Genomic DNA, 20,120 nt, shown 5'->3' with positions numbered 1-20,120 from the left:
TCGAAATGACGCAACAAAAAGTATTTTAGCTGCAATCGGGTTTAGAGAATGAAAGCAAGCGCAAAAGCCGATGCTACCGTTTGACTTCTTACAAAGCAATGATGGCTTTTTTAGAAATAACAAAAGCCAATCAAAACTGACTGGCTTTCTATAGGTTGTTTAGGTTTAGTTTAAAATTTTTTCTCAAAGTCTTTATCTTTTTATGAAAAAGCTCTGGCCATCCAACCAGAGCTTTAATCAAACCAAATATAAATGTACTTTTTTGTATGAACACTCCAAATATATAGCTAAATTTTTAATTATAAAATTTTTATTCATATAATTTCATTTTTTTATCACAAAAAATCAACTTTAAATCTAAAAAATCACAAAAAACAAAATAGAATATATAAAACACACATATAAGTCGTTAAAAAGAAGAACAAAAAGTAAATTATTTTTAAAATACACCATAAAAAATAAAAATAGTGTTAAAAATCAAAAAAAAAACATCAAAAACAATGTAAAAAATATCAAAAAACACAATACACACATCAAATTTTCAAAATGTATATTTGTAATAAATAAAAGATAGCAGGATACATCATGGAAAAACTTGAGAGCATTACAGACAGATCATTAAACAAATCATTAAGCTTGATTAGCCAATTATTGGTTAACAGCCTCGATACGCCTATATGTTTAACTATTTTCAAGAACAACCAACAAACTTTTATTTATTCCAACAAGCCCTTAAGTGTATCGGACCTTAATTGCGAAGAAGGAATTTTATTAGAAAGCTTAAATGACCAAGGCTTATTTATCAAGGATAACGACCCTTTCTTAGGTATTCCCCCTGAAATTAAATTTTATGCAAGTATCCCTCTCATTTCTTCAACAGGTAATAAAATTGGCATCCTAGCCGTGCTAGACTTAAAGGAAAGGAAACTATTTTCCAATCATATTTTAAGCTTAACAAGCTTTAGTAAAATTATTTCTGACACCATAGAAAACCACCTAAAAAACCAAAAAGCACAGCAAGTATTCTCAGACTTTCTACACAAAGCAGTACACGATCTTAAAAATCCATTAACCTCTATTTCTTTAGCAGCAGAAATACTTGCTCGAAAAGCTAATGATGCCGCCACGGTAGTTCAACTTGCCCAACAACTAGGAAAAGCCAACAAAAGGCTAGTTTTTAAACTAAACGCACTAAAAGCCATCTCACCTATCAACCATGAAAATTTTAAACTCGACACCAAAGAAATTAACCTAAATAATTTTTTAACAGCTATTAAAAATAATTATCCGCAACTAGAAATAACGATAGCCGCAGAGTTAGAAATGAATATTTATGCCGATGATAAAAGACTAAAAGAGGCTATATTATATAGCATCTCTCATTTGTTATCGCTATTTGACAATACAACAACCAAATTAGTTATTAAAGCCTATACAGCAAACAGCCTGGCAATTATTGAATTAGCAGACAGGGCAAACGAGCAAGGTTTTATGGCTACCAGAAAATACATAACCAGCACCGCGTTAACCATTGCTAAAATGTTAATTGAAATGCAACAAGGAAAACTACACATCACCAATCACCAAGAACTAAACAACTATCGTCTTTATATTTCGATACCCCTTTCTACTCCATAAAGCGCAAAAGAAACCACAAAGGTACTGCCGCTATCTTCATTACGTTCGTACCATATTTTTCCGTTTTGCAGTTCAGCAAACTCCTTACACAGTAATAAACCCAAACCAACTCCCTTTTCATTATTGGTACCAAAAGTAGATAAAGCTTTCAATTTAAAAAGGTTACCTTGCTCTTCCTTACTAATTCCTACACCATTATCCTTCACTCGTATAAAACAATTGCTACCATTTCTATCTGCGGTCAAAGTTACCTTACCTCCTTCTGGAGTAAACTTTATGGCATTATTTAGCAAGTTACGCACCACTAATTGAAACATATTGATATCAGCAGCGATAACAATATCTTCTGCTACCTTTACCGTTAGATTAATATTCTTCCTTAAAGCAATGTCCTTTTCTAAACTTAGTCCATTCCTCAGTTCGTTTCCAACATTTAAGGCAACAATATCTACCCTAGTACCACCCAGCTGAGATTTAGACCAAGCCAGTACATTAGAGAGCATCTCTAACGTATCTTTAGTAGCGTGCAGTAAACGTTTTTTAATTTGGTCGTTTTCTGTCTTTGTCAAATCAGCTTCTGCCAAAACCTCTAGATAACCCAATATCGAACTTAATGGCGACCTAATATCGTGTGCTACAATAGAAAACAACTTTGCTTTTTCAGAATTTAGTTTCTCTAGTGTTTTATTTTGTTGTAAGATTTTCGAATTTTGGTCTTCAATCTCCTTATTTTTAACAATAACAATATTCCGTTCTTTATCATAACTATTTCTGATAAAAGTTATGCTCAAACAAATAAGAGATGCGGCCACAAAATAGGTAATACCAAAGTCAATTGTTTTCGCTAAATCATCTTTATAAACCTCTGGTATCATCTCCGGATTTAGGTATTCGAATATGAGTACACCAAAAACAGTGACAACATTTAACGTAATCCACAGGGCAAGCTCTTTCTTAGGAACCACCACAATGGTGAAGAGCAAGATTAAGCAGAACAAGACCATATTAGGCCCATAAATACCCGAATTGAAGAAGTAATTGAGCAAAAATGTAAAATTTGCCACCACTCCTAAGCTACGAATAGCCACTTTGGTATTACGTTTATAACGTGACAGGTAGTAAAGCCCTCCAGAAAAAACAGAGCCAAAAAAACAAATTAAGGCCACAGCCTCTAAACCGATGTAATAGTTAAAGAATATCTCCAGAAAAAATGCAAGTGCCGCAATAGCACAAAAGGCATTGAATATTCTTTCTTCGAGTGAGACTTTTTCAGGATCTCCTATAATATCATTAATATTTAACCAAGAAGGTAAAATTGCCATTATTTATTTAGAATAACATTAGAAACTATTGAAAAACGATATAAATAGCCCATTGACATCACTTAGTAAATACACCATCAATTGAATGATGTTAAATATTAGCATCTGCCACTTTCTTTTAATATATTTTAAATACTTTCTTCAAACAAACATACCTATATTCGTTTGAAAACAGCTAAACTTAATTATAATTTTTATCCTCAAAACCATTAGAATTAAGCATTAAATCTTTATTTTTGCAACTTTTATAATAAACTCGATATGATTAGGAGACAACAAATTAAGGACTTATTAAAATCAGCAGATTTTAACACTGAAGTAACGGTTATGGGATGGGTTAGAACCTTCCGTAATAATCAGTTTATTGCGTTAAACGATGGCTCTTGCCTAGGCAATATCCAAGTGGTAGTTGATTTTAATAATACCGATGAGAATTTGTTGAAGAGGATCACCACAGGTGCTGCAATTAAAGCAACAGGTACTTTAATCGAATCATTAGGTAAAGGGCAAACTGTAGAAATTAAGGCTACAGCCATTGAAATTTTGGGTGATAGCGATCCCGAAAAATTCCCTTTGCAGCCTAAAAAACACAGTTTAGAATTTTTAAGAGAGATTGCTCATTTACGTTTCAGAACCAATACTTTTAACGCAGTATTTAAAGTGCGTCATGCTTTAGCTTTCGCTATCCATCAGTTTTACAACGAAAGAGGGTTTGTATATATGCACACGCCTGTAATTACGGCAAGTGATGCAGAAGGTGCAGGAGAAATGTTCAAAGTAACCACCTTAGATTTCGATAACACGCCACGTACAGCAGACGGAAATGTTGATTACAAAGAAGATTTCTTTGGCCGTGCTACTAACTTAACGGTTTCTGGTCAGTTAGAAGGCGAGTTAGCGGCAATGGCTTTTGGACAGATTTATACCTTTGGCCCTACTTTTAGAGCAGAAAATTCAAATACTACTCGCCACTTGGCAGAGTTTTGGATGATTGAGCCAGAGGTTGCTTTTGCTGATTTAGAAAACAACATGGAATTAGCGGAAGACATGATGAAATATGTAATCAGCTATGCTAAAGAAAACTGCAAAGAAGAATTAGAGTTTTTAAACAACCGTTTAGCCGAGGAGGAAAAACAAAAACCTCAAAATGAACGCAGTGAGTTTACCTTATTAGAGAAATTAGATTTCTGTTTAGCTAACGATTTCCAACGTTTAACTTATACAGAAGCTATTGATATTTTAAAAGCATCGAAACCGAACCAAAAGAAACAGTTTAAATACCTGATTGATAGCTGGGGAGCAGATTTACAAAGCGAACACGAACGTTATCTGGTAGAAAAACACTTTAAACGCCCGGTTATTTTAACAGATTACCCTAAAGATATTAAATCGTTCTACATGCGTTTAAACGATGATGGCAAAACGGTTGCCGCCATGGATATCTTGTTTCCAGGTATTGGAGAAATGATTGGTGGTTCGCAGCGTGAAGAACGTATGGATGTTTTGAAACAACGTATGGACGAAATGGGCGTACCACAAGATGAATTATGGTGGTATTTAGATACCCGCCGTTTTGGTTCTGCACCTCACGCTGGTTTTGGTTTAGGTTTCGAACGTTTGGTATTGTTCGTAACAGGCATGACCAACATTCGCGATGTGATTGCTTTCCCTCGTTTCCCTAAGAGCGCCGAGTTTTAATCTCTAAATTCCCTAAAAGGAAACTTCGAAAACAAGACCAAAAGAATAAAGGTTTTATCATAAACGAGAAAGCCCCGAAAATAAATTTTCGGGGCTTTCTCGTTTCATAACAATCCATTCATCATTATGGAAACATCAACCTACTTAAGATAAATCTTCTTCATGAAATGGATTTGCTACCTCGTAATCGTTAGCCGAAGGTTTATAATCAGAAGGTAAAAAGCTTTCAGCACTGCTTAATTTCATACCTAATTCGCATTTACTTGGGTATGGTGCTTTAAGCAACGAACCAACCGGCAAATAAGGAAAGGTTTGTAAATAAGATTGCATTACATTAGGGCTAACTCTCCTATTCACGTAAGCACGCGTTAGTTGCGAAGGTTCACGCAAACCTGCAGCACCCAATAAATCAACCGCACTTGATACCGTTAGGTTATGGAAATTCTTCACGCGTACCTTCTTGTCATCAACCACTAAACCTTTGGTTAAACTCGGGTCTTGCGTAGCCACACCAGTTGGGCAAGTGTTGCTATTACATTCTAATGCTTGAATACAGCCCAAGGCGAACATCATACCTCTAGCAGTGTTACACATATCTGCTCCCAGTGCTATGTTTTTAACTAAATCGAAACCTGTTGCCACTTTACCCGAAGCGATAATCTTAATTTCTTTCTTTAAATCGAAACCACAAAGTGTATCGTAAACAAAAGCTACCGCATCTCTTAAAGGCATACCTACCGAGTTAGAAAACTCTTGTGGCGCAGCACCTGTACCGCCTTCGCCCCCATCAACAGTAATAAAATCTGGATAGACACCTGTTTTCACAATGGCTTTACAGATTGCATAAAACTCACTTCGGCGACCAATACACAATTTAAAGCCAACTGGTTTTCCGCCAGACAGTTCTCTAAGACGTTGGATAAAATTCATCAGCTCTATTGGATTAGAGAATGCCGAATGTGAAGGTGGCGAAAGAATATCTTTACCTTCTGGCACTAAACGAATTCTGGCCACTTCTGGCGTTACCTTACTAGCTGGCAACATACCGCCGTGCCCAGGTTTTGCCCCTTGCGAAACTTTCACCTCTATCATTTTTACCTGCTCTCTTTGCGCACGTTCGGCATAAGCATCGTAATTAAAAGTTCCATCATCATTTCTACAGCCGAAATAACCTGTACCTATCTGCCAAATTAAATCGCCACCTGGCTGCGCATGGTAATCGCTAATACCACCCTCGCCTGTATTGTGGGCAAAATTACCTAGTTTGGCGCCTCCATTTAATGCTAATATTGCATTTTGGCTAAGGGAACCAAAGCTCATGGCCGATATATTATAAATACTTGCACTATATGGCTTACTACATTGAGAGCTACCTACTAAAACCCTCGGATGAGGATCCAATTCATGGTGGCTAATAGCAGCAATACTATGGCTTAACCACTCGTAACCGTTTTCATATACATCTAACTGGGTACCAAACGGAATGGTATCTCTTTCTTTTTTTGCTCGCTGATAAATTAACGACCTATTTAAACGATTATATGGCGTACCATTGGTATCACTTTCTACAAAATACTGATACACTTTAGGCCTCATGTTTTCCATAAAATAACGTAACCTACCCACTACAGGATAGTTACGCACAATACTGTGTTTAGGCTGTATCATATCGTAAATACCTAACAATACAATTGGCCCGGTAAAAACCGATATCCACCACAAAAACGGTTGGTAAAGTCCTAACATAACTGTAAAAGCCACCAAAAAAGCGGCAATTGCAACAAATGCTTTTCTCATCTGAATTAATTTAAGTTAATTTTTCTGCTAAATTAGCAATATAAAATGCGATACTAAAACTTACTACAGTATCATTTTGTTATTTTTACACATGCTCATTAAAATATACCCAGAAAACCCAAACCAGAAGGCTATTGACCAGGCTGTAGAGGTATTAAAAAAAGGAGGAATCATCATTTATCCTACGGATACGGTGTATGGTCTAGGCTGTGATATTACCAATCATAAAGCCATTGAAAGAATTTGTAAAATAAGAGGAATTAAGCCAGAAAAAGCTAATTTTTCTTTTATCTGTTCAGATTTAAGGCATATTTCGGACTACATTAAACCCATTGACACTACAGTTTTTAGAATATTAAAAAAAGCGCTACCGGGTCCTTTCACTTTTATTTTAAACGCGAACAACAATGTGCCTAAGTTACTGAGCTCTAACAAAAAAACCGTGGGCATTAGGGTACCCGACAATAATATTGCCCGTCAAATTGTAGCCGCTTTGGGCAATCCTATCATTTCTACCTCTATTAAGGATGATGATGAGGTAATTGAATATTCTACCGATCCAGAATTAATTCATGAGAAATATGAAGATTTAGTAGATGTAGTGATTGATGGCGGCTATGGCGACAACGAGGCTTCTACGGTAATTGATTGTACTAATGGCGATTTCGAAATTATCCGTGAGGGAAAAGGTAATATTGACGAGTATTTGTAACGCCCAATTAATAAAAAACAATGACCCAACCGCTTATTACCACCAACAGATTTATCATAAGGCCTTTGGTATCAGCAGATGCCGCTGGAATTTTTGAATTAGACAGCAACCCAAAAGTGCATACTTTTTTAGGCAATAACCCTTTTAAAACTTTAGCCGAAGCCGAAAATGTAATTCTGTTGATACAGCAACAATATAAAGATTTGGGCATTGGCCGATGGGCAATTATAGAAAAAAGTACGGGCAGTTTTGTTGGATGGACAGGTTTTAAATACATTACCGAGCCAATTAATGGTAAAGCTAATTATTACGATTTAGGTTACAGGTTAATAGAAAGATATTGGGGAAAAGGCATTGCTACCGAAACTGCCAAGGCCTGTTTACAATATGCTTTCGAAAACTTAACTTTAACAGAAGTTTGTGGCATTTGTGATGTAGAAAATACGGCATCGAGAAATGTCTTACAAAAATGCGGAATGAAGCTATTGTCCACCTTTGATTATGATGGCACCCTACATTATTGGTTTAAGATCAAAAAAGAAGCCTGGAAAAACATATAATAGGCCGAACTAAATAGATAATTTGTCATTCCGAGGCATGAGGAATCTATTTAACCAGATTCTTCGCTACGCTCAGAATGACGGGGAGCATATAGATAAAGAACTATCTAAACTGCTTCATAAATTCTTTAATGCTTCCTTCTAGATTATTTGTATCTATATTTTTCACGAAAGCACTACCAACAATTGCACCACTTGCGTATTGGTTCGCGGCATCAAATGTTTCCTTATTAGAAATACCAAATCCTATGATAAACGGATTTTTCAATTGCATATCCGATACACGTTTAAAATAAGCTGTGGCGCCTTCAGAAACTGATAAATTACCGCCGGTGGTTGCCGCTGAGGATACCAGATAAATAAAGGCATTGCTCAATCCATCAATTTTACGGATACGTTCTTCGGAAGTTTGTGGCGTAACTAAGAAAATGTTACTTATACCGTATTTTTCAAACGTAGTTCTATACATTTCTTCGTATTCGTACATTGGTAAATCTGGAATAATACAGCCATCTACCCCTACTTCTTGGCATTTTTGGCAAAATTCTTCTACACCATATTGCAAAACTACATTTACATAACCCATCAATAAAATTGGGATGGTTACTTTTTGACGTAAATCTTTCAGTTGCTCAAACAAAAGGTGTAAGGTCATGCCGTTATCCAAGGCTTCCTTACTACTAGCTTGTATAATTGGGCCATCGGCTACCGGATCCGAGTAAGGAAAACCTATTTCTAAAAAATCGGCCCCACATTGTTCTAAAGTTGCTGCAATTTTCAGTGTATTGTCTAGGCCTGGATAACCAGCTGTATAATAAATAGAAAGCAAACCTTTTTGTTGTTTCTCGAATAATTGTTGTAATCTGTTCATTTCTAGAGATGTAAGATATGAGATGTGAGATGTGAGATATGAGATGTAAGATATGAGATGATGACCAGAAGTCTCCAATCTCATATCTAATTTCTCAATTCTATAAATTAAAATATTTCATATAGGTTTCCATGTCTTTATCTCCCCTTCCCGAAAGGCAAACCACTACATTTTCACCGCCTTTAAATTTCATTTTTTCGAGGTAAGCCAAAGCATGTGCACTTTCTATGGCCGGAATAATGCCCTCGTATTGTGTTAAAAGCAATCCTGCTTGTAAACTTTCGTCGTCAGTAATAGAAACATATTTACCTCTGCCTGTTTTAAATAAGTGCGCATGTTGTGGACCAATGCCCGGATAATCTAAACCTGCCGAAACCGAATGTGGCTCTACCACCTGTCCGTCTGCTGTTTGCATTAAAATGCTTCTGCTACCGTGTAAAACCCCTTCTTTTCCCAAAGTAGTTGTAGCCGCAGAATAACCACTTTCCACTCCTTTTCCACCAGCTTCTATGGCAATTAACTGTACGCTTTCATCATCAATAAAATGATAAAACATGCCCATAGCATTACTACCACCACCTACACAAGCCAGTACATAATCTGCTAATTCGCTACCTGTTTGTTCTTTTAACTGCTTTTTAGTTTCGAATGAGATGATGGATTGAAACTGTGCCACCATGTCTGGATAAGGATGCGGGCCAACCACCGAACCGATGATGTAATGCGTATCTACCGGGTTGGCGATCCAATCTCTCATGGCTTCGTTAGTAGCATCTTTTAAGGTTTTACTGCCCGAAGTTGCCGGTACTACCTTTGCGCCCAACATTTTCATACGAGCTACGTTTGGTGCTTGGCGCTGAATGTCCACCTCGCCCATGTAAACCACACATTCTAAGCCACGCAAAGCACAAACTGTTGCAGTTGCTACACCGTGTTGCCCAGCGCCCGTTTCCGCAATAATTCGCTTTTTACCTAGTTTTTCTGCCAATAAAATTTGGCCAATAGTGTTGTTAATTTTATGTGCTCCGGTATGGTTTAAATCTTCTCTTTTTAAGAAAATGTTTGCGCCGTATTTTCCCGAAAGCCTTTTAGCCAAATACAATGGCGATGGGCGACCAACATAATCTTTCAGCAACGCTTTAAACTCTTGCTGAAATTGCTCATCATCAATAACTGCTTGATATTTTTGGCGCAGTTCTTCTACGTTAGGATAAAGCATTTCGGGGATATAAGCACCTCCAAAATCGCCGTAATAACCTCTTTCATCTACAAAATAGTTCATGTTATGTTGTTCTTCTCGTCATTTCGAGTGAGCGTAGCGACGAGACCGCGTATAGCAGCTACGCAGTAAAATCTAACTACATGTTAAATATCTCCTCGTTCCTCGTTGTCGATATGACGAATTGTTTAATTCAATTCTTTTAAAAACTCTTTCAATTTACCTACATCCTTTAAACCTGGCGATAGCTCAAACTTACTGTTAATGTCTATAGCGTAAAGCCTTTTATCTTCCATATTTTTAATTTGCATTGCATGGCTTAAATCAATTCCGCCGCTTAAGAAATAAGGTTTATCCAATTGATATTTTACAAGCAATGTCCAATCGAAAACTTTGCCCGAACCACCATGTGCTGGTGTTTGTGTGTCGAACAAAAAATAATCTACCGCGGGTTCATAGGCCTCCAAAATACTAAAATCAAAATCTGGATGGACACCAAAAGCTTTGATGACCTCCACTCCCATTTGTTTAATTTCCCTGCAAAAATCAACAGTTTCTTTTCCGTGTAATTGCACTGCTTTTAAATAATGTTTAGCAACTAGAGCTTTCACAGTTTCTATATCTTCATCTACAAAAACGCCTACTGTTTTAATTTCACTAGGCACATATTTTATCAGCTCTGCAGAAATCTCGCTAATGTATCTTGGCGACTTTTGGTAGAAGATAAAGCCCATATAATTTGGACGCAAGTCTGCTACCGCAGCTATATTGGCCGCTTGTTTCATTCCACAAACTTTTATTTTTTGTTTCATTTTGTTATACCATTGCCCTCATTTCTAACGCAGTGAGAAATCTAATTTGATGTTTTTAGATTTAACTTCGTTGATTTTCAATTCTCCTCATTCTTTGTCGAAATAACATGAGAAATAAGTTAATTATCCATTTACCAAGTTCCTAAAGCATCCCAACGCCTTTTTATTCATCAACGATTCTTCTGCTTCGTAATAGCAATCTGCAAATGTTTTATTTTGCTTAATAGTTTGGATGGCCAAAGCAGCATTACACAACACTACGTTATTTTGTGCATCAGTAGCATTACCTTCTAAAACATTTATAAATATTTTCGCAGATGATTCGATGGTATCTCCACCCTGAATTTGTTTTTCTTGCAGTTGTTCGAAACCCAAATCGGAAACTTTAATTAAAGCTTCGCCTTTTTGGGTAAAAGTCTTGAAATCGCAGGTTAGCGAAACTTCGTCGAAACCATCTACCGCGTGTACAATACTGTAGTTTTTATCTGTTTGTTGATATAAATAAGCATAGATACGAGCCAGCTCTAAACTAAACACCCCTACCATTTGGTTCTTCGGCTTTGCCGGATTACACATTGGGCCAAGCATGTTAAAGAACGTTTTTACGCCAAGTTCCCTACGAATTGGTGCTACGGTTTTCATTGCCGGATTGAACAAGGGCGCATGGATAAAACAGATACCCGCTTTATCTAAGCTACGTTTTAATGCTGCTTCATTGTTAGTAAACGAATAACCCAAATACTCCATTACGTTACTAGAACCACAACCCGAAGATACACCATAATTACCGTGTTTTGCCACTTGATAACCAGCGCCCGCAACTACAAAAGAGGCTAAAGTAGAAATATTGAAGGTATCTTTTCCATCCCCTCCCGTACCACAGAGGTCAATTAGTTCAAAGTCTGAGAAATCTACCTTTAGACATAAATCTAGCATCGCATCGCGGAAACCTTGCAATTCTTCTACTGTAATATTTCTCATGCCATAGGCCGTAATAAAAGCCGCAATTTGCGAATGGTTAAACTCGCCCATAGCAATAGAAGTTAATATTTTTTGCGCTTCAGCTCTGCTAAAAGTTTTATTCTCAAATAAATGGTTAAGTATCTGTTTCATCTATTTATTTTACTTTTTTTAATGGTTGATGAGAACTCTCCCGATTAATCGGGATTGGTTAATGGCTATATAACAAAAAAGGTTGCCTCATCAGCAACCTTCTAAAATATTCTTATTAAAAAATAAACGTACAAAAGGTTACATCACGCTATTGCGTTATGCCACCACCAAATTGTATTTACGTTTAATGTTCTCATTCTGTAGGCAAATATGTAATTGTTTTTCTTTAAATGCAACAATCACTCAAATTTTTATGCAATCTTTTTTAAAAAACCTTTCATCGTAAACGAAAAAGTAGTGCCTTTACCCTCTTCGCTTTGCACCTCTAAATTACCTTTATTGGCCAAAACAAATTCTCTACAAATAATTAAGCCTAAGCTTGTGCCTTCTTCTGCCGATGTTCCTTTAGTTCCTGTTGAGGTAAGTTGAAATAGCTTAGCCAACCTAGCTTTGTTTATACCAACGCCATTATCTATTACAGAAAATCTTATGGTGTTTTCTTCTGGCACCTCTTGGGCCTTTATTTTTATGCTACCACCAACACCTGTAAACTTAATGGCATTGGCCATTAAATTTCTAATCACAAAATCAAAATGGTCGGCATCAGCTTTAATTATAATATGATCAGGCACCTCTGTTTCAATAATAATTTGCTTTTTTTCTGAGGCCGATTCTAGCAGCGCTATATTTCTATTAATATTAGGCAAGGGATTAAATTCTGTTGGATTAAGAATCACGCCTTTAATTTGCATGTGTCCCCATTTCAATAGTTTGTCTAATATTTCCAAACTACTTCCACAATGGGATATTAATTTTTTTATGGTATCTTTTTTAGTTTCTTCATCCAATTCATCTTCGTCAATCAGCTCGAGCACACCAATGGTTGAAGCTAAGGGCGACCTAATATCATGGGCTATGATAGAGAAAAACTTGTCTTTAACGTAATTACTCTCTTCTAATGAAGCATTGGCATTTTGGAGGAGTTTATTAAGGTGTTTTGCCCGAGTAAAATAGATAAGTGTAATTAACAAAATAATAAATGTACCGATAGCTATAGAGAGGATAATGTTTTTCTGATTGCTCGCTTTTGTATTTTTAATAGTAAGTTCTCGTAGTTTAGCTTTAGATTTTTCGAGCTCATATGCAGCTTCTAAGCTAAACACTTGCTTTGCCATATCTTTATAGTAAACCTTGTCGGCTAAGGCATTAACTTCTTCTCTAATTGCCAATGCCTCATTCAGCTTACCTTTTTGTTTATAGATTGTTCCTATTTTTTCAAGCACAGCAATTTGATGTCTGTATTTCTTTAAATTAGTTGCAATAACCAACGACCTTTTAAAATAAATTAATGCCGAATCTGGATCTTCTTTTTCGTATAAACTTGCCAGCTGCATTAATGCATTTTGTTCTCGGGCCAAGTTTTTAATGTGCACAGCCAATTCTAGCGATTGTTTTAAAACTTCTAGTGCTCTTTTATTATCTCCTTTTCCTTGATAAGCTTGTCCCAAAAGTAACAGCAAAGAAACCCTTATTCCATTATATTCGGTTTTGTTACTTTTAGCCAAACCTTTTTCGATATAACTTATTGACTTATCAAATTCGCCAAGCCTGTTGTATATTGTTCCAAATTGGATATACATATCTAGCGATACATTAGATAAAGGAACTTGACTACTGAGCTTTTCTGCTATTAGCAAATGTTTAAGGGCAATATCTATCTTATTTAGTTGATAATATGACTGCACTAAAGCCACCTTCGCCTCCAACATCCCTAATTTATCTGCTTTCTTTGCGCTAATTGTTGAAGCCTCCATGGCATAAGCTAAAGATTTATCAAAGTTTCCTTTTTTTCTTTCGACCCCTGCTAAACGTATCAGGGTACTGGCCAAGCCTGTTTCATCTTTTTTACTTCTATAGATTTGCGCTGCCGCTAAATATTTCTCTCTAGAACTCTCTGTATTAGTGGCATTATCTTCTATCATACCATACTGATTGAGCAATGCAGCTTTACCTAATTGGTCGTTATGGGCTTCGGCATGTGCCATTCCTTTTTTAACATAAAACAAAGCCGAATCTGGATTGAGATAACGATAATACTTGATCATACGAACGTAATCTTCGCTTGATTTTAAAGATGTATTATTTTCTTGCGCACCTAATGAGCCCACACAAAAAACACTATAGAATAGCACGTTAATTGTAAAAAACAATTGAAAAGTAGGTCTCATTATCTATCTGTATTTTTTAAACCATAGTACCTTTAAGCGTAAAAGAAAAGGTTGTACCAACTCCAACTTCACTTTCTACATCAAGCTCTCCTTTATTGGCCAATACAAAGTCTTTACAAATAATTAGCCCCAAGCTAGTACCTTCTTCTGCCGAAGTACCCCTGGTGCTTATCGATTCAAGATTAAATAAGTTTTTCACCCTATTTTTGCTAATACCCACCCCATTATCGATCACAAAAAACCTGACCATACCTGGACTTTGCATTTTAGCTTCTACTTTAATGGTGCCATTGTTAGTAGTAAACTTAATGGCATTTGCCACTAAATTTCTCATTATAAAATCAAAATGATCCGAATCTGCTTCGAGCTTAATATTTAATGGAACATCTACAATAATACGAATATGCTTCTTATTTGCGCTATCTTCTAGCAATGCTATATTTCTACGAATATTTGGCATGGGATCAAATATAGAAGTATTTAAACGTACACCCTTAATCTGCATTTGTCCCCATTTCAATAGCTTATCTAAAATATCCAAACTATTATCGCAATGTGCAACAAGTTTATTTACCATTTGTTGTTGCGTTTGTTCGTCCAGTTCGCCATTGCTAATCAGTTTCATAATGCCCACAGTCGATACCAATGGCGACCGGATATCATGCGCTATAATAGAAAACAACTTGTCTTTTACGCCATTGCTCTCTTCTAAACCTTCGTTTGCTTTTCTTAACAGTTTGTTTAATCGCCTAGAACGTAAATTATACACCAAAGTAATTACTAACACTAAAAAAACACCTATGGCAATAGAAAGAATTACATTCTTCGCCAATTGCTGTTCTCGGCTTTTGGTGGTTAATTGATTGAGCTTTGCTTTAGATTTTTCCAGTTCGTAGGCCGTTTCTAAGCTAACCACCTGCTTAGCCATGTCTTTATAAAAAACCTGCTCCGCCAATTCGCTACTTTGTTCCTTTAGCAATAAAGCCTCTTTAAATTGTCCTTTATTTTTATGCATCTTACTCATTTTATCGAGTATGGTAATTTGCTGACGGGACATTTTAAATTTATTGGCTATTACCAAAGCTTGTTTCAAATAAAACAAGGAACTATCTGGCGAGGAGTAAACTTCGGACAATTCGATTAACGTTGACTGCTCACGCATCATGTTTTTAATTTTGCGTGTAAAATCTAGAGAGTATTTAAAATAGGCGATGGCTTTCTCTTTATCACCTTTTTGGGCATAAGTAATGGCCAAAACCTTGTAAAGGGAAATTTTTAGCCCATTAAATTCTACCTTATTGGCTTTGGCTAAACCTTTATGCAAATAATCTATTGCCTTTTGATATTGGCCCAGTTTGGTATATAAATAACCAAAGCCAATATACATATTTAGGGAAAAATTAGATGTTGGAATAGAGCTATCTATAGCTTCGGCAATGGTTAGATTTGTTAATGTTTCTCTGGTATTATCTAAGATATAATAAATTTCGGAGAGCACTATCCTAGCTTCTAGTAAACCGAGCTTATCCTTAATTTTTTCAGATATTTTTAGAGCATTCATGGCTAAAGCCAACGATTTATCGTAGTTGCCTTTGCGCTTTTCTACCACACTTAACCTAATTAAGGTACTGGCAAGACCTTTTTCATCGTTAGCTTCCCTGTAGATAACCTCGGCCTGAAGGTACAATTGTTTAGCCTCTGCATAGTGAGCCGAATTGTCCTCAATCATCCCCAACTGATTTAAAAGTGCAGCCTTGCCCAGATTATCCTTTTCTTTATCGGCTTTTTTTATACCTTCATTCACATAAAATCTGGCAGAATCAGGATTGAGATACCGATAGTATCTAACAATATTAACATATTGCTGACTTGTTTCAAGCTTATTGGGTTTAACTTGCGCTACTACTAGAAACGAAAACAAACACAATAAACCTAAAGAAAATAAGGCTTTTTGCCTCTGTAGCATATTATTTTATTAGAGGATTTTTTTCTTTCGCGTATAGATCAAATACTTTTTTATCAACAAAGGCGGGAAACAATTTATTCATCCAAACTGCCAATTTCCCTTGTCTAGTCATGATCAGTGTACGCTTTCTTTTTATAATTCCGTTGCAAATACGTTGTGCTACCTCTTCGGCGCTCATCATTTTGCCTTCTTCCATACTGGTTTCGCCGTGGGCAGCAGCATCTTTAGCCAACGCAGCCACACGAATATTAGAGGTGGTAAAGCCCGGACAGGCAAGCATAATGTGTACATCTGTTTTGAGCAACTCGGTACGTAACGACTCCATAAAACCGTTCATCGCAAATTTAGATGAAGAATAGCCTGTTCTGCCTGGCAAACCTCTATAACCCGCAATTGACGATACGCCAACAATACTACCATTGGTTTTCAAGATTTCTGGCAAGGCGTATTTAGTACAGTAAACTGTTCCCCAAAAATTTACATCCATTAAATTTTTGAGCACGGCCAAATCCAAATCTTTAAACAGTGCCCGCATAGACAAACCGGCATTGTTAATTAAAACATCTATACCTCCATAGGTTAACACAGCCTGATTAATTAGCAATTCGCAGTCGGCCTCCTTACTTACATCTGCCTGTACGGCCAAAGCTTTAACTTGATATTTATCTTGTAATTCGGCCGTAATTTCGCACAAGGTTACGTACTGACGGGCACCTAATACCAAGTTAGCACCTCTTTTTGCCATTTCCTCGGCCAATGCTTTACCAATACCGGAAGAAGCTCCGGTAATAACCACCGTTTTGTTTCTTAAGCTCATAAATTATTTGATCAATGTATTTTCATAGGGCACACGCGTAAGAATAGAACGTCCTAAGGTTACCTCATCGGCATACTCTAACTCGCCGCCAAAAGCTATGCCCCTAGCAATGGTAGTAATAGGAATATTAAAGTCTTTTAATTTTTTATGCAGATAAAACAAAGTAGTATCGCCTTCCATATTTGCACTCAAGGCCAATATTATTTCTTTTACTGGCGATGTTTTTACCCGTTCAACCAAACCTTCGATATTTAGATCTGAGGGTCCTATACCATCCATAGGCGAAATTAAACCGCCCAATACGTGATATACCCCAAAATATTGATTGGTATTTTCTATAGCCATTACATCACGAGTATCTTCTACCACGCAAATTACTTCTTTTTCTCTTTTTGTAGCGACACAAATAGTGCAACACTCATGATCAGCTATATTACCACAAACAGAACACTTTTTAATCTCATTTTTAAGCTTGATTAAAGTATTTCCAAATTGGGCCACTTCGGTTTGTTCTTTATTTAAAAGATGTAACACCAAGCGTAAAGCAGTTTTTTGTCCAATACCTGGTAATTTACCAAACTCATTCACCGCATCTTCAAGTAATTTAGACGAAAAGTTCATATTGCAAATTTATCAGATATTTCCATAGATACACAGATTATTTAGTAGCTGCTTATATTTCAACAAAAAAAATACGAAGTGGTAACCATAGACTTCTTCAAAGGTTAGGCAATTTATCGCTTCACCAAGGCTTAAAGCCTAGGTGAAAACTTAACTTTCATTTATTTTCACTAACTTTTGCTGTTTTAAGGAAAAAAGTTGCAAGATTTTGCAAGTTTTAGCTACTTTTAGCAACAAATCAAATAGATATGAGTCCAACCTTATTATTATGCTTTCTAGTAGGCTATTTTGGCCTGTTAATCACTATCGCATTTGCGACCTCAAAAAAATCATCAGATAATTCTACATTTTTTTTAGCAAACAAAAACTCTAAATGGTATTTGGTTGCCTTTGGGATGATAGGAACAGCTTTATCTGGGGTAACGTTCATCTCTGTTCCAGGAGAAGTAGGTGCGCCAGGCGGCAACCAATTCCAGTATTTTCAGTTTGTGTTGGGCAATGCCGTAGGTTTTATCATTATTGCAACAGTGCTACTGCCATTGTATTACCGAATGAATTTAACGTCTATTTACAGTTATATTGAGCAACGCTTGGGGCATTATAGCTATAAAACCGCAGCCTTTATATTCTTAATTAGCAGAACACTAGGCTCGGCAACAAGGCTGTATTTGGTAGTAATTGTATTGCAACGTTTTATATTCGACAACTATAACGTTCCTTTTTGGGTAACCGTATTAATTTCGTTATTACTAATTTGGTCTTACACCTTTAAAGGAGGCTTAAAAACAATTATCATTACCGACACGTTGCAAACGTTCTTTTTGGTATTATCGGTTTTTCTAACCATTTATTTCATCTGCGACAGCTTAAGTTTAACGATACCCGATGCTTTCGAAACCATCAAAAACAGCAGTTATTCAAAAATTTTCTTCTTTGAAGATTTCTTGAGCAATAAATTCTATTTCAGCAAGCAATTTATAGGTGGTATTTTTGTAACCATTGCAATGACGGGGTTAGACCAAGATTTAATGCAAAAAAACCTCAGCATGAAAACTATTGGCGAAGCACAAAAGAACATGTTTACTTTTACCGGCATATTTGTGGTACTTAACATTTTCTTTTTAAGTGTGGGTGCCTTACTTTATATTTTTGCTGCTAAAAATGGAATTGAAATACCTTTAGACCACATTACTGGCAAACCTAGGACAGATCTTTTATTTCCAGAAATTGCATTAAACCATTTAACTACCATTCCGGCAATTGTTTTTATGCTGGGCTTAACCGCAGCAACTTTTGCCACTACAGATAGTGCATTAACAGCTTTAACCACCTCGTTCTGTGTAGATTTCTTGGGAATGGGCAAAAAAGAAAATGCAAATAAACCAAACGCCGTTAAGAAAAGACATTTGGTACACATTGCCTTTTCTTTCATCATGTTTTTTGTAATATTAATTATCAATGCGCTAAACAGTTCGTCGGTAGTGAGTTTAATTTTCTTGATTGCTTCTTATACTTACGGGCCTCTATTAGGGCTATATTCATTCGGTTTATTTGTAAAATCTCGTGGGCTGCACGACAAACTGGTGCCAATAGTGTGCATTTTATCACCTTTGTTATGTTATTTCTTTGCTACCAATGCAAAAGATCTTTTAGGGGGATATGTTTTTAGTGTAGAGCTTATTTTAATAAATGGATTGATTACATTTATGGGATTATTGCTGATTTCTAAGAAAACAGACCAGCAAACTAGATTTTAATCCTAATAACAGTCTATGAACAGTGAAGAAAAGATAAGAAGTGCATTTGCCAACAAAGATTGGCAAGAAATAAAAGTAACAGATAGTTGGCAAATTTTTAAAATCATGGCCGAGTTTGTGGACGGCTTTGAAAAACTGTCGAAAATTGGCCCCTGCGTAAGTATTTTTGGTTCGGCCAGAACAGCAGAAACCAACCCCTATTACCAACTTGCTGTACAATGCGGACAGTTGTTAACTGAACGTGGCTACGGTGTAATTACAGGTGGTGGGCCTGGTATTATGGAAGCTGGCAACAAAGGAGCGCACCTAAATGGTGGTAAATCTGTAGGTTTAAATATCGATCTACCTTTTGAACAGTTCCACAATAAATATATAGAACCTAGTCGGTTGTTAACCTTTGATTATTTCTTTGTACGCAAGGTAATGTTCATGAAGTATTCGCAAGGCTTTATAGTACTGCCAGGCGGCATGGGCACTATGGATGAGCTATTTGAGGCTTTAACATTAATTCAAACTGGTAAAATTGCTCGTTTCCCAATTGTATTGGTAGGTACTTCTTATTGGGGCGGATTGGTAGAGTGGCTAAAAAATACTATGCTAGAAAAAGAGCACAATATACACGCCGAAGATTTAAACCTTTTCAGATTGGTAGATACTGCCGAAGAAGCCGCAGAACATATCTTCAGATTCTACGATAAATATGTTTTAAAACCAAACTTCTAAAACTATTTAACGTGAGTTTTGAATGTTATGCCTTGATAATCAGTATGCAACGTCAACACACAGTCTTTCCTGCCCTCATGCCGGGCATAGGCACTCCATTTTTTCGCTTTTGTTTATCACTTTCAGTTATGCTCAAGAGAGCTTCGCTGTTTGAACGACCAAAATGGAGGAAAAGTCGCCGACTGCGCTCTTTGCTTTAAAGTTAATGCTAAGGCAATTTTACCACTACCGCAAAGACCAAGGTCGGTTTTAAGTGAATTTAATGG

General features: G+C 36.4%; 16 protein-coding genes. 6 read left to right on the top strand and 10 right to left on the bottom strand.

All coding sequences use genetic code 11. The features are described 5' to 3' along the window. The first annotated feature begins 585 nt into the window (after positions 1 to 585). Positions 586 to 1,638, top strand: a complete 1,053-nt coding sequence (locus B3I52_RS12610) for a sensor histidine kinase (RefSeq protein WP_293301770.1) — start codon at positions 586 to 588, stop codon at positions 1,636 to 1,638. On the opposite strand, the gene B3I52_RS12605 is transcribed toward B3I52_RS12610, so the two are convergent. Next, on the bottom strand, positions 1,608 to 2,960 hold the full coding sequence (locus B3I52_RS12605) for a sensor histidine kinase (protein WP_293301768.1): 1,353 nt from the start codon (positions 2,958 to 2,960) through the stop codon (positions 1,608 to 1,610). The two genes, B3I52_RS12610 and B3I52_RS12605, sit on opposite strands and share 31 nt — an antisense overlap. Positions 2,961 to 3,221: 261 nt before the next feature. Between B3I52_RS12605 and asnS the strand changes: the two genes are divergently transcribed. Beyond that, a complete protein-coding gene (asnS, locus tag B3I52_RS12600) occupies positions 3,222 to 4,658 on the top strand; it encodes an asparagine--tRNA ligase (RefSeq protein WP_293301767.1) in 1,437 nt (478 codons plus the stop codon). Positions 4,659 to 4,802: 144 nt separating this feature from the next. Here asnS and B3I52_RS12595 read toward each other — a convergent pair whose 3' ends face one another. Further along, positions 4,803 to 6,455, bottom strand: a complete 1,653-nt coding sequence (locus tag B3I52_RS12595; RefSeq protein ID WP_293301765.1) for an FMN-binding glutamate synthase family protein — start codon at positions 6,453 to 6,455, stop codon at positions 4,803 to 4,805. 91 nt (positions 6,456 to 6,546) lie between these two features. On the opposite strand from B3I52_RS12595, the gene B3I52_RS12590 reads away from it, so the two are divergent. Together B3I52_RS12590 and B3I52_RS12585 are read left to right on the top strand one after the other, a co-directional pair. After that, a complete protein-coding gene (locus B3I52_RS12590; protein ID WP_293301763.1) occupies positions 6,547 to 7,167 on the top strand; it encodes an L-threonylcarbamoyladenylate synthase in 621 nt (206 codons plus the stop codon). 20 nt (positions 7,168 to 7,187) lie between these two features. Further along, the gene (locus B3I52_RS12585; protein WP_293301762.1) at positions 7,188 to 7,727 is read left to right on the top strand and encodes a GNAT family N-acetyltransferase; all 540 of its coding nucleotides are present in this window, start codon (positions 7,188 to 7,190) and stop codon (positions 7,725 to 7,727) included. Positions 7,728 to 7,830: 103 nt separating this feature from the next. Here B3I52_RS12585 and trpA read toward each other — a convergent pair whose 3' ends face one another. The 8 genes from trpA to recR form a co-directional block, all read right to left on the bottom strand. Beyond that, positions 7,831 to 8,598 (bottom strand): tryptophan synthase subunit alpha, encoded by a 768-nt coding sequence (gene trpA / locus B3I52_RS12580; protein ID WP_293301760.1) that lies wholly within the window; start codon positions 8,596 to 8,598, stop codon positions 7,831 to 7,833. Between the two features lie 100 nt (positions 8,599 to 8,698). Next, complete coding sequence (gene trpB, locus B3I52_RS12575; protein ID WP_293301758.1) at positions 8,699 to 9,880, bottom strand: tryptophan synthase subunit beta; 1,182 nt, start codon at positions 9,878 to 9,880, stop codon at positions 8,699 to 8,701. Positions 9,881 to 10,005: 125 nt separating this feature from the next. Then, positions 10,006 to 10,629 (bottom strand): phosphoribosylanthranilate isomerase, encoded by a 624-nt coding sequence (locus tag B3I52_RS12570; RefSeq protein WP_293301756.1) that lies wholly within the window; start codon positions 10,627 to 10,629, stop codon positions 10,006 to 10,008. Between the two features lie 123 nt (positions 10,630 to 10,752). Then, positions 10,753 to 11,742: an anthranilate phosphoribosyltransferase gene (trpD, locus tag B3I52_RS12565; RefSeq protein ID WP_293301754.1), complete on the bottom strand. Its 990-nt coding sequence runs from the start codon at positions 11,740 to 11,742 to the stop codon at positions 10,753 to 10,755. A gap of 251 nt (positions 11,743 to 11,993) precedes the next feature. Further along, positions 11,994 to 13,970, bottom strand: coding sequence for a tetratricopeptide repeat-containing sensor histidine kinase (locus tag B3I52_RS12560; protein ID WP_293301752.1), 1,977 nt, complete (start codon positions 13,968 to 13,970; stop codon positions 11,994 to 11,996). Between the two features lie 16 nt (positions 13,971 to 13,986). Beyond that, a complete protein-coding gene (locus tag B3I52_RS12555) occupies positions 13,987 to 15,936 on the bottom strand; it encodes a tetratricopeptide repeat-containing sensor histidine kinase (protein ID WP_293301750.1) in 1,950 nt (649 codons plus the stop codon). A gap of 1 nt (position 15,937) precedes the next feature. Next, a complete protein-coding gene (locus tag B3I52_RS12550; RefSeq protein ID WP_293301749.1) occupies positions 15,938 to 16,753 on the bottom strand; it encodes an SDR family oxidoreductase in 816 nt (271 codons plus the stop codon). Positions 16,754 to 16,756: 3 nt separating this feature from the next. Then, positions 16,757 to 17,374, bottom strand: coding sequence for a recombination mediator RecR (gene recR / locus B3I52_RS12545; protein WP_293301747.1), 618 nt, complete (start codon positions 17,372 to 17,374; stop codon positions 16,757 to 16,759). A 248-nt stretch (positions 17,375 to 17,622) separates the two neighbouring features. Here recR and B3I52_RS12540 point away from each other — a divergent pair, with 248 nt between their 5' ends. Both B3I52_RS12540 and B3I52_RS12535 read left to right on the top strand, forming a co-directional pair. Next, positions 17,623 to 19,131, top strand: coding sequence for a sodium:solute symporter (locus B3I52_RS12540; protein WP_293301746.1), 1,509 nt, complete (start codon positions 17,623 to 17,625; stop codon positions 19,129 to 19,131). Positions 19,132 to 19,146: 15 nt separating this feature from the next. Further along, positions 19,147 to 19,854, top strand: coding sequence for a TIGR00730 family Rossman fold protein (locus tag B3I52_RS12535; RefSeq protein ID WP_293301744.1), 708 nt, complete (start codon positions 19,147 to 19,149; stop codon positions 19,852 to 19,854). The last annotated feature ends 266 nt before the right edge of the window (positions 19,855 to 20,120 follow it).

This window comes from Pedobacter sp. UBA4863, assembly GCF_002399615.1.
Lineage (GTDB): Bacteria > Bacteroidota > Bacteroidia > Sphingobacteriales > Sphingobacteriaceae > Pedobacter.
The sequence above is the reverse complement of the archived record's forward strand: the minus strand, read 5'-3'. Positions and strand labels throughout refer to the sequence as shown.